We start from the raw sequence: 13,008 nt of genomic DNA, 5'->3' as shown, positions 1-13,008 counted from the left end.
GCGCTGTCTCAGCACTGCCGGGACGCCGCCGGGCTCAGGCCGCGACCGGCAGCCGGGCGACGACACCCGGACAGTCCTGCACGGCACGGTAGTGCTCGATCAGTTCGTCGCCGATCGCCGCCCAGGTTCGACCGGCGACGCCCGCCCGCGCGGCTCGGCCCAGCCGCGACCGCCGCGCCGGGTCGGCCACCAGGTCCGCGACCGCCGCCGCGAGCGCCGCGCCGTCGCCGGGCGGCACCAGCAAACCGGTGACGTCCGACGCCACCAGGTCGATCGGGCCGCCCGCCGCTGGGACGATCACCGGTACGCCGCTGGCCTGCGCCTCCTGCACGGTCTGGCCGAACGTCTCGTGCGGGCCGGTGTGAGCGAACACGTCGAGACTGGCGTAGAGCCGTGCCAGGTCGGCTCCGTGCCGGGCGCCGAGGAACCGTACGGCGGGCAGGGCCCGCTCCAGTTCCCGGCGGGCCGGCCCGTCACCGACCACCACCACCCGTACGCCGGGCAGTCGGCTGGTCTCGGCGAGCAGGTCGACGCGCTTCTCGGCGGCGAGGCGGCCGACGTACCCGACCAGCACCTCGCCGTCGGGCGCCAGCGACCGGCGGGTCGACTCGCAGCGGTGGGCCGGGTCGAACCGGACCGGGTCGATGCCCCGGCCCCAGATGCGTACCCGCTCGATGCCGTTGGCGGTGAGATCGGCCGCCGCGGCGGTGGAGGGGGCCAGCGTCCGGTCGGCGGCGTTGTGGATCTCGCGCAGCCAGCGCCAGACGGTCGCCACGCTCCACCCCAGGTGGTACGCGCGGGCGTAGGCGGCCACGTCGGTCTGGTAGACCGCGAGGGTGGGCAGGCGCAGCCGGCGGGCCACCGTCAACCCGCGCGCGCCGAGCACGAACGGGCTGGCCAGATGGACGACGTCCGGGGCGTGGGCGGTCAGTACCTCGGTCAGCCGCCGGCTCGGCAGGCCGAGCCGGAAGCTGCGGTACACCGGCACCGGCAGGCTCGGCACCCGCACCACCGGGTACGGGTGTCGCTCGACGGCGGTCCGGCTGGCGGCGGCCGGGGCGGGTGCGATCACGAGTGGCTCGTGCCCTCGGGCGACCAGGTGTTCGGCGACCCGGACGACGGAGTGCGCCACCCCGTTGAGATCGGGTGGGAAGGACTCGGTGACGACGGCGACGCGCATGGGTGTCACGGTCGCGCCCATCCGGGTGGGTGAGGCTACACCGCGTTGACCAGCGGGCGAACTCTACGGCAAGAGCGGGCACCGCCGGTGCGGGTGCTCAGATCTCGTAGCGGGCTCCGGCCCGGACGATCTCCACCGGGCCGTCGAAGCTCGCCGCCGCCGATTCGAACGTCGACGCTTCGCTGCCCCAGGCGGTCACCAGGTGGGTCAGCAGCAGCCGACCGACGTTGGCCTTCGTCGCCACCTCGCCCGCTTCCCGCCCGGTCAGGTGCAGGTCCGGAGGGTTGTCGACCCCGTCGAGGTAACTCGCCTCGCAGAGGAACACGTGCGCGTCCTGGGCCAGCCGCAGCAACGCCTCGCACGGCGCGGTGTCCGACGAGTAGGTGAGCACCCGGTCGCCGTGCTCGACCCGTACGCCGTAGGTCTCCACCGGGTGGTTGACCCGGTCGACGGTCACCTGCAGCGGGCCGATCGGGAAGCTGCCGGGTTGCAGGCCGTAGAAGGTGTAGACGTCGTCGACGGGTGCCCCGTCGGCGCTGTACGCGGTGGCGATCCGGTCCGGCGCGCCGGCCGGCGCGTAGACCGGCAGCGGTGGGTACGGCCCGTCCGGGGCGTAGCGGCGGACGACCACGTACGTGCAGGCGTCGAGCATGTGGTCGCAGTGCAGGTGGGTCAGCAGGATCGCGTCGACCGCGTGCAGTCCGGCGTACCGTTGCAGGGCCGACAGCGAGCCGGAGCCGAAGTCGATCAGCAGACGGAAGCCGTCCGCTTCGATCAGATAGGCCGAACAGGGGGATTCCGGGCCGGGGAAACTACCGGCGCAGCCCAGGACGGTCAGACGCATCAACTGTTCCAATGGTCACGGTGGGCCACCGGCGTCACGCCGACCATGCCATCGAAGATCTCCATCAGCGGCTCTGCCACGCTGGGCAGCCTACGCCGCAGCCAGCGACGGAACGCAAGATCCGCTGCAACTTGTCGCGAACGTGACACAGAAGCGCGAACAACTGGAGCGACTTCGACAACCCGGTTGAGGTGCGCCCATAGCGCAACCAATCATTTGCACCGGAATCAGCTGGGAGCGCCGGTGGTAGCCGGCTGCCGGTCAGGCCCAGAGTTGGCCGTCGAGCGCCTCCTCGGCATCGGCCAGCGTCCCGCCGTAGGCACCGGTGGAGAGGTACTTCCAGCCGCCGTCGGCGACCAGGAACGCCACGTCGGCCCGACGACCGGCCTTGACCGCCTCGTGGGCGACGGCGAGCGCGGCGTGCAGCACGGCCCCGGTGGAGAAGCCGACGAACAGCCCTTCGACCTCGACCAACTGCCGGGTCCGCAGCACGGCGTCGCGGGTGCCGACGGAGAAGCGGCGGGTCAGTACGCTGGCGTCGTACAGCTCCGGTACGTAGCCCTCGTCGATGTTGCGCAGCCCGTACACCAGCTCGCCGTAGCGCGGCTCGGCCGCCACGATCTCGATGCCGTCGACCTTCTCCCGCAGATAGCGTCCGGTGCCCATCAGGGTGCCGGTGGTGCCGAGCCCCGCGACGAAGTGGGTGATGGTCGGCAGGTCGTGCAGCAGCTCCGGCCCGGTGGTCTCGTAGTGCGCCCGGGCGTTTCCGCCGTTGCCGTACTGGTAGAGCATCACCCAGTCGGGGTGTTCGGTGGAGATCTGCTTGGCGGTGGCGACCGCCTGGTTCGAGCCACCGGCGGCCGGCGAGAAAATGATCTCGGCACCGTACATCCGGAGCAACTGCACCCGCTCGGTGGAGACGTTCTCCGGCATCACGCAGACCAGCCGGTAGCCGCGCAGCTTCGCCACCATGGCCAGTGAGATGCCGGTGTTGCCGCTGGTGGGTTCGAGGATCGTGTCGCCGGGCCGTAGCCGGCCGGCCTCCTCGGCGGCCCGGACCATGAACATCGCGGCCCGGTCCTTGACGCTGCCGGTGGGATTACGGTCCTCCAACTTGGCCCACAGGCGCACCGGTGGTGCCCCGTCGGGCACCACCGGGGAGAGCCTGGGCAGACCGACCAGCGGCGTTCCGCCGCACGCGTCGAGCAGGCTGTCGTAGCGCGCCATGGGTGCGCTCAGCCGATGGTCGGCGCGCCGGCCACCGGGTGGCCCAGCAGCGCGGCGGCCGCGGCGAACCCGAGCGCCCCACCGGCCACGGCCGGCAGGATCGTCACGGTGTCCCCGTCGGAGAGCTTGGCGTCGAGGGCACCGAGGAACCGGACGTCCTCGTCGTTGACGTAGATGTTGACGAACCGGTGGAGGGTGCCTTCGGCGGTGACCAGCCGGCCGCGCAGCCCGGCGTGCTGGGCGTCGAGGTTGTCCAGCAGGCCCGCGAGGGTCTCCCCGCTGCTCTCGACGACCTTGGCGCCACCGGTGTAGCTGCGCAGGATGGTGGGAACGCGAACTTCGATAGCCATTGACGTGCTCCTATGACGGCGGTGGGATCGGATCAGACTGCGGATGCGAGGTGCCGGCGCTGGTGGAGATCAGCGGTCGGACGAACACTCGTAGTCGACCGTCGTCGGGGTCTGCCCGAACAGGTACGACTGCACCGCGTGCGGATCGACACCGGCGTCACGCACGTCCACCGGCTCCTCGGTCACCACGCCCTCGACGATGCGGAACGAACGGATCTCGGTGACCTGCGGATCCCGGGTGGAGACCAGCAGATAGTGGGCCTCCGGCCAGCCGGCGATCGCGGCGTCGGTCCGGGACGGGTACGCCTCGGTCGCGGTGTGCGAGTGGTAGATGACCACCGGCTCCTCGTCCCGGTCGTCCATCTCCCGCCACAACCGCAACTGCTCCATCGAGTCGAACTCGTAGAACGTCATCGAGCGGGCCGCGTTCTGCATCGGGATGTGCCGGGTCGGCGTGTCCGAACCAGCCGGCCCCGCGACCACGCCGCACGCCTCGTCGGGGTGGTCCCGGCGGGCGTGGGCGACGATCGCGTCGATGATCGACCGGTCGATGCTCAGCACGACACCAAGCCTACCGCCTTCTCCGGGCCGGGCAGCCCGTGGCGGTCGTCACGCCAGCGACCGCGGCTGGTCGATCATGGCGAACAGCAGGGACTCCTGCAGATAGCCGAGGTACGCATAGACCGACAGCTGGAACAGCCGGCCCGACGTCGGGTCGTCCTGCTCGGCGGCGGCCAACTCGGCGCCGAGGTCGGTGTCGGCCTTGACGTCCAGCCGCACCCCCATCGCCAGCCGGGCGTCGTTGAGCGCCCGCAGCCACGCCTCGGCCTCCTCGTCGTCCAGCCGGACCTCGCATCCGCCGTCGGCGGCGTCGTCGGGCAGCGCCGCGAGCACCGCGCCGGCCTGGTCGATCTTGGCGGTCTTCAGGTCGCTCTCGGTGTACCGGCGAAACTCCGTCGAACTCGCCGGATCGTCCGGGTAGGTGTCCGGGAAGAGCCGACCGACCACCGGATCGCCGTGGTCGAAGCCCTCGGTCAGCAGGCCCACCACCTCACCCGCGACCTTGCGCAGCACCTTCACCTCGTCCGGGGAGAAGGACGCGACGAACCGTCCACCCCGGCGCCGGAACATGCTCATGCGCGATCCACCGTCGCCCAGAGCCCGTAGGCGTGCAGCCGGGAGGCGTCCAGCTCCATCCGCTCCCGGGCGCCGCTGGACACCACGGCCCGACCCTTGTGGTGCACGTCGAGCATCAGTTCCTCGGCCTTCGCGTGGCTGTAGCCGAACAGTTTCTGGAAGACCCAGGTCACGTAGGTCATCAGGTTGACCGGATCGTCCCAGACGATCGTCACCCACAGCCGTTCGTGCCCTGGCATCTCGTCGACGTCCGGCGTCTCGACCGGAGCAACCTGTGGAGCCGCCATGCCCACCATCGTGCCACCGGTCCCGCCTCGACGAGCAACAGCGGCCCCGCCGTGGCGAGCGGCACCGGCCCCGTCACCGTGCCGGATCACCGGTGTCGACGACGTCGCCGAGCAGGCTGGACAGGCCACGGCGTACGGCGGCGAACCGGACCGTGAGCTCCCGCGACAATTCGATCTCGATGGCCCGCAGGATCTGCTGGGTCCACGTCCTCGCCTGGTGCGGCGCCATCCCGGCCGGACCGTCGTTGCGGTGCCAGCAGTCGGCGGCCAGCGCGAGGCCCAGCGGCGGCAGCGCGGACCGCGACCACGGGGTCGGGTACGCCGCGAAGACGTCCACCTCGGCGGCACCGAGCACACCGTCCGGCGCCTCGGTCGCCGTGACCCGCTGTACCTCTCCTGCCGCCGTGGCCAGCAGGCCCACCGCGACCGGCGTCGGTGGCGGGTCGACGACGATCCGCCGCCGCAGCAGTTCCCGCAGGACGTGCCGCAGCGTCGTGGGCTCGGCAGCGAACAGGTACCCGGCCATCTCGTCGACGATGTCGTCCACCGCCGTGACACAGCCGTGACCGGCCCGCAGCGACAACGCCAGCAACTCGCGGTCGAGCAGGTCCGGGGTGCCGGCCGGGCCACAGCCGAAGAGGATCTCCTGCACCGCGGCCAGATGCAGGTTGGCCAACTCGATAGCCAGGGTGTGGCGGACCCGCTGCCCCGCCCGCCGTACCGTGCGGTCCAGGTGCCGGGACCAGTCGTTCTCCGCCTCCGGCCCCGGCGGCCCGCCGCCGTCCGCCGATCGTGACCGGTCGGTACGCAGCGTGGTCGGCTGGTCGAGGCCGGCCAACGCGGCCAGCCCGGCTCCGGCACGGTGCAGCGCCGCCCGGTCCGCCCAGTCGATCAGCTGGCGCCGCAGGCCGGTGACCGACCCGGCGTCCGGCTCGCCGACGAACCACGGAGCGTCGACGAGCTCCGGTACGGCGGCCAGCAGCGCCGCCCGGTGTGGGGCCTCGCCTTCGCTGTGCACGCCGCCGGGGGTGACCACGACGAACACCGCCGCGCCCGCCGCCACCGCCTGCCGCAGCAGGTCGTGCTCGACCGGCCCGGGCGGTGGACCGGCACCGATCACGAACACCAGTGCGCCGGCCCGGGTCACCGCGTCGACCAGGACACGCATCCCGGCCGGGCGCAGCGAGCCGAGATCCGGGGTGTCCACCAGACTCAGGTGGCGCAGCATCTGGTCGGGTCGGCGCACCTCGACGCGACGCGGCGACCGGGGCAGGTCCAGTCCGGCCCCGTTACGGGCCGCGCGGGTCGGGATCAGCCAGGGGTGCGGCCAGCCGGGCAGGAACGCCGCGATCCGGGCCGCCGGGCCGTGCCGGACCAGCAGGAAACTCTCCGGGGGCCGGCGCACCGGCAGCGGTGCGCCCAGCAGCGCGGCGACGACCGCGCCGCGACTGTCCCGACCGGCCCCGACGACGACCGCCGCGACCGGTTCGTCGGCCGGCGGAGTGACGCCGCGTACCGCCCCGGCCTGCGGTGACCGCCGCGCCGACCGGGGCACCGCCGGGGTCGGCGCCAGCTCGGTGTGCGGTGGCGGCGACAGCGCGCCCGGTGCCGGTGCCACCGGGTCCGGTACGGCGTCGGGTGGCTCCGGCTGGCCGGCGGACGGCGCTGCCCAACGCTGCGCCGGCCCCCGTTGCCGGGGAACGATCGCGGTGAGTCCGGTGTCCAGCGGATACAGAGGTGCTGTCACAGGCTCCATGCTGAGCTCCTTCGGGCGCTGGTCTGGACAGGTACCAGCAGCACCGACGCTACGTGCACGATCACTTACGCAACGAGAAGCGCCCCTACTCAACTGATCAGGCACTTCATACTCAAATGCGGTCCGTGACCGGGCGTTCCCCCTGGGCGATCGTTCTATATGCTGCCCTGCCATGGGCCTGTGGAGCTTCGTGGGACGGGCCGAGGAGCTCGACCGACTGTCCACCGCCGCCACCAGCGGAGGACGCGGGCTGATCCTCAGCGGCACCGCTGGGATCGGCAAGAGCCGGCTGCTGCGCGAAGTCGTCGACCATCTGCCGACCGAGACGTACGCGGTCTGGTTCGCCTCCGGCAGCCTCAGCGCGGCCGGTCTGCCCTTCGCCGGCCTCGCCCAGGTGCTGCCGGCGGAACAGCCACCCGGGCTGTCGCCCTCGGCGCTGCTGCGCTGGGCGGTCGAATCACTGCGTCAGCGGGCCGCCGGTCGCCCCATCGTGCTCGCCATCGACGACGCCCACCTGCTCGACCCGACCTCGGCCGCGGTGACCAACCTGATCGCCCGGTCCGAACGGGCCACCGTGCTCGGCACCCTGCTCAGTGGCCAACCCGTACCGTTGCCGATCCGGGCCCTGTGGGCCGACGACCTGGTCGGGCACGAGGAGCTCGCGCCGCTGGGCTTCGCCGACACCACCGGGCTGCTGGCCGAACTGCTCGGCGGTGAGCTGGACCCGGCCTCGGCCGAGCGGCTCTGGCGACTGTCCGAAGGCAACCCGCTGCTGCTCCGCGAGCTGATCATCGCGGCGCAGTCCGGGCAGGAGCTGACCCAGACGTACGGGGTGTGGCGGTGGACCGGCCGGCTGGAGCTGGCCCCGAGCCTGACCGACCTGATCGACACCCGGATCGGCCAGCTGAGCCCGCAGGTGCGCGGCGTCGTCGAGTTGGTGGCCTTCGGCCAGCCGATCGGGCTGCGGCTGCTGCTACGGGCCTGCCGGCACGCCGACGTGGAGATCGCCGAGGAACGCGGCCTGATCCGGGTCGACGTCGACGACCGGCGGCACGGCGTCCACATGGCCCACCCGTTGTACGGCGAAGTGGTCCGCCGCCGCTGTCCGGTGACCCGGTCGCAGCGGTTGCAGGCGCAGCTGGCCAGCCTGGTCGAGCAGACCGGCGCCCGCCGCCGCGACGACCTGCTGCGGGTCGCCGTCTGGCGGCTGGAGTCGGACACCGCCGACGACCCGGCCGTCCTGCTCACCGCCGCCGCCCAGGCCTTCGTGGGCTACGACATTCCGTTGGCCGACCGGCTCGCCGGTCGGGCGCTCGCCGTCGGTGGCGGCTTCGACGCGGCCGAACTGATGGCGACCATCCTGATGTTCCGCGACGAACCGGACCGGGCACTGGCCACGCTGGAGGCGGTTCGCGCCGAGGTGACCACCGACGGGCGGCGCAGTCGCTGGCTGATGGTGCTGGGCCTGGTCGCCTACTGGGGACTGGGCCGCGAGTCCACCATCGACGAGCTGGCGATCGGCGCCGGCGACCTGTCGGACCCGGCAGACCGGGCCCGGGTGAACTCGTTCGAGGCGATCATGCGGCTGCACCGCCTGGAGTGCGACGCGGCGCTGCGGCTGGCCCGGGCCGTACTCGACCGGCCGGCGGCCAGCCACGCGGCGCACGGCCTGGCCCAGTGCACGATCGCCCATCTGCAGGCGGCCCAGGGCGACCTGACCGGCAGCGGACGGGCCATCGCCCGGGTGGAGGCCGACGCGCCCCGGTGGCGGACCGAGCTGCCGTACCTGCAGCTGGCGCTGGAGCTGGCCCGGGGCACCCGACTGGTGCTCGCCGGGGACCTGACCAGCATCGACGCGATCGTCGCCGAGGAGTTCGCCGACCTGGCCGACGCCGGCGACTTCCGGCTCGGCTCCGGCTACCTGTCGGTCGTCCGCGCACAGGCCGCCCGGATGCGTGGCCGGCTCGACGAGGCGCTACGGCACAGCCTGCAGGCCTGCGCGATGCTCGCCACCGGTCGGGTCTTCGCTGGACTCGCCCACGCCGAACGGGCGCACGCCGCCGCGCTGCGCGACGAACCGGCCACCGCAGTGGCGGCGATGACCGACTCGGACCGGGCGCAGGCACCCGGCATGGCCATCCTCTACCCGTGGCGGGAGCAGGCACGCTGCTGGGTGACGGTCGCTGAAGGCGACGTCGCCGGGGCGGTCGGCATGCTCCGCCAACTGGCGGCCCGGCTGCGCACCGACGGCTTCGCCGGCCACGAACTGACCGCCCTGCACGACCTGGTCCGCCTCGGTCGGGCCGATCTGGCGGTGGACCGGCTCGCCGAACTGGCGTCGGTCGTCGAGGGCCCGCTGCCCGGCCTGATCCTGCGCCAGGCCCGAGGGGCGACCAACGGCCCGTACGGGGAGTTGCTGCGCGCCGCGAACGGCTTCGCCGAGCACGGCCTGTACCTGTTCGCCGCCGAGGCCGCCGCGATGGCGGTCCGCCGGCTGCGGCTGGCCCGCTCCCCGCTGGCCGGGCAGACCAACGTGCTGCTCGGCGAGTTCATGGCGCACTGCGCCGACGTACACACCCCGGCGTTGCGGGCCGGCCAGCCGAACCTGACCGACCGGGAACACCAGGTGGCGAAGTTGGCGGCGGCCGGGGTGGCCAGCCGGGACATCGCCGAACAGTTGTACCTGTCGATCCGCACCGTGGAGAACCACCTGCAGCGGGCGTACGGCAAGCTCGGGGTGACCGGGCGGGGCGAGCTGGCCGGTGCGCTGCGGGCCCTGCCGGACGGGGTGGCCGCCGGCGCACCGGGCCAGGCCGGCACCGGCCGGTCCGGCGGCCGTACAGTAGCCGGGTGACCAGCTCCAGTCCCGCGCTGCTGACCGACCACTACGAGCTGACCATGCTGGCCGCCGCGCTGGCCGACGGCAGCGCGCACCGGCAGTGCGTGTTCGAGGTCTTCGCCCGCCGGCTGCCGACCGGCCGACGCTACGGCGTTGTCGCCGGCACCGGTCGGTTGATCGACCTGATCGGTGAGTTCCGGTTCGACGAAGACACCCTCGGGCACCTGCGCGAGCGTGGCGTGGTCGACGCGGAGACCGCCCGGTGGCTGGCGGACTACCGGTTCACCGGCGACATCGACGGGTACGCCGAGGGCGAACTGTTCTTCCCGAACTCGCCGATCCTCACCGTCTCCGGCACCTTCGCCGAGTGCGTGCTGCTGGAGACGCTGGTGCTGTCGGTGCTCAACCACGACTGCGCGGTCGCGGCGGCGGCGGCCCGGTCGGTGACCGCCGCCCGCGGCCGGGCGGTGATCGAGATGGGTTCACGGCGTACCCATGAGCAGGCGGCGGTGGCGGCGGCGCGGGCGGCGTACCTGGCCGGCTTCACCGCGACGTCGAACCTGGCCGCCGGCGAGCGGTTCGGCATCCCGACGGCGGGCACCTCGGCGCACGCGTTCACCCTGCTGCACGACGACGAACGGGCCGCGTTCGCCTCCCAGGTGGCCACCCATGGGCGGGACACGACGCTGCTGGTCGACACGTACAGCATCAGCGACGGCATCCGCAACGCGATCGCGGTGGCCGGGCCGGAGCTGCGGGCGATCCGGATCGACTCCGGTGACCTGTCGGTGCTGGCCCAGCAGTCCCGGGAGCTGCTCGACTCGCTCGGTGCCACCGAGACGAAGATCATCGTCTCCGGCGACCTGGACGAGTACGCGATCGCGGCGCTCGCCGCCGAGCCGGTCGACATGTACGGTGCCGGCACCGCCGTGGTGACCGGCTCCGGCGCCCCGACCGCCGGGCTGGTCTACAAGCTGGTCGAGGTCGACGGCCGGCCGGTGGTGAAGCGTTCGGAGAACAAGGCCACCGTCGGCGGCCGGAAGGTGGCGGTACGCCGCCACAAGCCGACCGGCACCGCCATCGAGGAGATCGTGGTCTCACAGGGCGTACCGGACCGGGTGAACGGCGACCGGGTGCTGCAGCGCTCCTTCGTCGCCGCCGGCGAACCGTTGGGCCGGCCCACCCTGGCCGACTCCCGGGAGCACCTGCGGCGCTGCCTGATCTCGATTCCGTGGGAAGGGCTGAAGTTGTCCGCCGGGGATCCGGCGATTCCGGTCACCATCGTGCCGGCCGACTGAGGTCACCATCGTGCCGGCCGACTGACGTCGGACCCACTGACAGCGGGCGGAACAGGAAGGACAGGTATGCACCGGGCACTGATCATCGTCGACGTACAGAACGACTTCTGCGAAGGCGGCTCACTCGCCGTCGGGGGCGGCGCGGACGTCGCGGCGGGCATCTCCCGTACCGTCGCGCAGGCACCGGCACAGCGCTGGCGGCACGTGGTCGCGACCAAGGACTACCACGTCGACCCGGGCGCGCACTTCGGCGACCCACCGGACTACGTCGATTCCTGGCCGGCGCACTGTGTGGTGGGCACCGGCGGGGTCGACTTCCACCCGGGGTTGACCACCGAGCGGATCGAGGCGGTGTTCCACAAGGGCGAGTTCGCCGCCGCGTACTCCGGTTTCGAGGGCCGCACCGACGACGGCGTCGGCCTGGCCGACTGGCTGCGCGAGCGCGGCGTCACCGGGGTCGACGTCGTCGGCATCGCAACCGATCACTGTGTACGGGCGACCGCGCTGGACGCCGCCCGTGCCGGGTTCGACACCACGGTGCTGCTCGACCTGACCGCCGGGGTGGCCCGGGACACCACCGAGGTGGCGTTGGACACCATGCGTGCCGCCGGCGTGACGTTGACCGGCGTACCGGTGCTGCGGCCGGCCTGACCCGGCGGCCGGCACCCCGGCCGGCACCGGAAACCGCTGGCCGATGTCGTACCCGGCGGGCATGATGCCGGCCGGAGGTAACACCGTCGATGACCCTGACCCCTTACCGGGAGGCACTGGCGCTGCCCGGCGTGGCCCGGCTGCTGGCGCTGTCGGTGCTGGCCCGGATGCCCAACACCGCCGCCGGCGTGGCGCTGACCCTGTACGTCGTGCTGGAGCTGCGCCGAGGCTATGCCGCAGCGGGTCTGGCCGGCACCGCGTTGACCGTCGGGGCCGCGATCGGCGCGCCGGTGCTGGGTCGGCTGGTCGACCGGCACGGGTTACGCCCGGTGCTGGCCGGCTCGGTGGTCGCCCAGGGCACCTTCTGGGCGGTCGCGCAGGCGTTGCCGTACCCCGCGCTGCTGGTCGCCGCGGTCCTCGCCGGCCTGCTCAGCCTGCCGGTGTTCTCGGTGATCCGGCAGTCGCTGGCCGCGCTGGTCCCGGCCGCGCAGCGCCGCCCGGCGTACGCCCTGGACTCGATGTCGGTCGAGCTGTCCTTCATGATCGGACCGGCGCTGGCGGTGCTGCTCGCCACTGCGGTCTCCCCCCGGGTGGCGATCCTCGCGGTCGGTGCCGGGTTGGTCGCCGCCGGGTCGGCGCTGTTCGCCGTCGACCCACCGATCCGGGCCCGGCACGAGGAGCCGGTCCGGACCGGCGTACGCATCGCCCGCCGCGAGTGGCTCACCCCGCACCTGCTCGGCGTGCTGGCGGTCGGCGCGGCGTCGACCCTGGTGCTGGGCGGCACCGACGTGGCGTTGATCGCCGCACTGCGCGCCAGTGACCAACTGGCCCTCAGCAGCGTGGTGCTCGCCGCCTGGGGCGCCTACTCCCTGGTCGGCGGGTTCGCCTACGGCGCGGCCCGGCGCGGGATGCCGCCGGTCGGGCTGATGGTGGCGCTGGCCGTCGCCACGATCCCGGTCGGGCTCGGTGCGGGATCCTGGTGGACGCTCGGGCTGGCGCTGGCCCCGGCCGGCCTGCTCTGCGCGCCGACGATCGCCGCGACGTCGGACGCGGTCAGCCGGCTGGCGCCGGCGGCGGTACGCGGCGAGGCGATGGGTCTGCACGGGTCGGCGATGACCGTCGGGATGGCGGTCGGCGCGCCGCTGACCGGCGCGGTGATCGACGCCAGCACCCCGACCTGGGGGTTCGCCGCTGTCGGCACCGCCGGCCTGTTGCTGGCGTTGCCGCTGCTGGTCCTGCGCCACCGGCACCGGCCGCGGCCGGTGCAGCCACAGCCACAGCGGGCGACGGCGACAACTACGGCGACGGCCGGGTCGACGGCGCGGACCGGGCCGGCCCAGCGCTGACCCGGTCGTCAGCCCCGTCGTCAGCCCCACGTTGGACCGGTCCGCCAGCGCACACGACCGCGGCCCCGGGCAGATCACCCGGGGCCGCGTCGG

12 protein-coding genes are annotated in these 13,008 nt (G+C 73.1%); 4 read left to right on the top strand and 8 right to left on the bottom strand.

Going from position 1 to position 13,008, the window contains the following annotated elements:
- Window positions 1-34: 34 nt before the first annotated feature.
- The 8 genes from O7623_RS27915 to O7623_RS27880 form a co-directional block, all read right to left on the bottom strand.
- Entirely contained in the window at window positions 35-1,180 is a 1,146-nt protein-coding gene (locus O7623_RS27915; RefSeq protein ID WP_282225915.1) for a glycosyltransferase family 1 protein, read from the bottom strand.
- A 97-nt stretch (window positions 1,181-1,277) separates the two neighbouring features.
- Window positions 1,278-2,024: an MBL fold metallo-hydrolase gene (locus tag O7623_RS27910; protein WP_282225914.1), complete on the bottom strand. Its 747-nt coding sequence runs from the start codon at window positions 2,022-2,024 to the stop codon at window positions 1,278-1,280.
- Between the two features lie 261 nt (window positions 2,025-2,285).
- Window positions 2,286-3,251 carry a pyridoxal-phosphate dependent enzyme gene (locus O7623_RS27905; protein ID WP_282225913.1) on the bottom strand — a complete coding sequence of 322 codons (966 nt, stop codon included), beginning with the start codon at window positions 3,249-3,251 and terminating at the stop codon, window positions 2,286-2,288.
- Window positions 3,252-3,259: 8 nt separating this feature from the next.
- Window positions 3,260-3,601, bottom strand: a complete 342-nt coding sequence (locus tag O7623_RS27900) for a MoaD/ThiS family protein (RefSeq protein ID WP_282225912.1) — start codon at window positions 3,599-3,601, stop codon at window positions 3,260-3,262.
- Window positions 3,602-3,670: 69 nt separating this feature from the next.
- Window positions 3,671-4,162, bottom strand: coding sequence for a M67 family metallopeptidase (locus O7623_RS27895; RefSeq protein ID WP_282225911.1), 492 nt, complete (start codon window positions 4,160-4,162; stop codon window positions 3,671-3,673).
- A 48-nt stretch (window positions 4,163-4,210) separates the two neighbouring features.
- Window positions 4,211-4,738, bottom strand: coding sequence for a DUF2017 domain-containing protein (locus O7623_RS27890; protein ID WP_282225910.1), 528 nt, complete (start codon window positions 4,736-4,738; stop codon window positions 4,211-4,213).
- Window positions 4,735-5,025 carry an ATP-dependent Clp protease adapter ClpS gene (gene clpS / locus O7623_RS27885; RefSeq protein ID WP_282225909.1) on the bottom strand — a complete coding sequence of 97 codons (291 nt, stop codon included), beginning with the start codon at window positions 5,023-5,025 and terminating at the stop codon, window positions 4,735-4,737. Before clpS ends, O7623_RS27890 begins: the two co-directional genes overlap by 4 nt.
- A 73-nt stretch (window positions 5,026-5,098) precedes the next feature.
- Window positions 5,099-6,772 carry a hypothetical protein gene (locus O7623_RS27880; protein ID WP_282225908.1) on the bottom strand — a complete coding sequence of 558 codons (1,674 nt, stop codon included), beginning with the start codon at window positions 6,770-6,772 and terminating at the stop codon, window positions 5,099-5,101.
- A 181-nt stretch (window positions 6,773-6,953) separates the two neighbouring features.
- Between O7623_RS27880 and O7623_RS27875 the strand changes: the two genes are divergently transcribed.
- The 4 genes from O7623_RS27875 (at window position 6,954) to O7623_RS27860 (ending at window position 12,915) form a co-directional block, all read left to right on the top strand.
- Window positions 6,954-9,635: a LuxR C-terminal-related transcriptional regulator gene (locus O7623_RS27875; protein ID WP_282225907.1), complete on the top strand. Its 2,682-nt coding sequence runs from the start codon at window positions 6,954-6,956 to the stop codon at window positions 9,633-9,635.
- A complete protein-coding gene (locus O7623_RS27870; RefSeq protein WP_282225906.1) occupies window positions 9,632-10,918 on the top strand; it encodes a nicotinate phosphoribosyltransferase in 1,287 nt (428 codons plus the stop codon). Before O7623_RS27875 ends, O7623_RS27870 begins: the two co-directional genes overlap by 4 nt.
- 66 nt (window positions 10,919-10,984) lie before the next feature.
- Window positions 10,985-11,569, top strand: coding sequence for an isochorismatase family protein (locus O7623_RS27865; RefSeq protein WP_282225905.1), 585 nt, complete (start codon window positions 10,985-10,987; stop codon window positions 11,567-11,569).
- An 89-nt stretch (window positions 11,570-11,658) separates the two neighbouring features.
- Complete coding sequence (locus O7623_RS27860) at window positions 11,659-12,915, top strand: MFS transporter (RefSeq protein ID WP_282225904.1); 1,257 nt, start codon at window positions 11,659-11,661, stop codon at window positions 12,913-12,915.
- The last annotated feature ends 93 nt before the right edge of the window (window positions 12,916-13,008 follow it).

The sequence above is a fragment of the Solwaraspora sp. WMMD791 genome, from assembly GCF_029581195.1.
In the GTDB taxonomy this organism is placed as follows: Bacteria; Actinomycetota; Actinomycetes; order Mycobacteriales; family Micromonosporaceae; genus Micromonospora_E.
The sequence above is the reverse complement of the archived record's forward strand: the minus strand, read 5'-3'. Positions and strand labels throughout refer to the sequence as shown.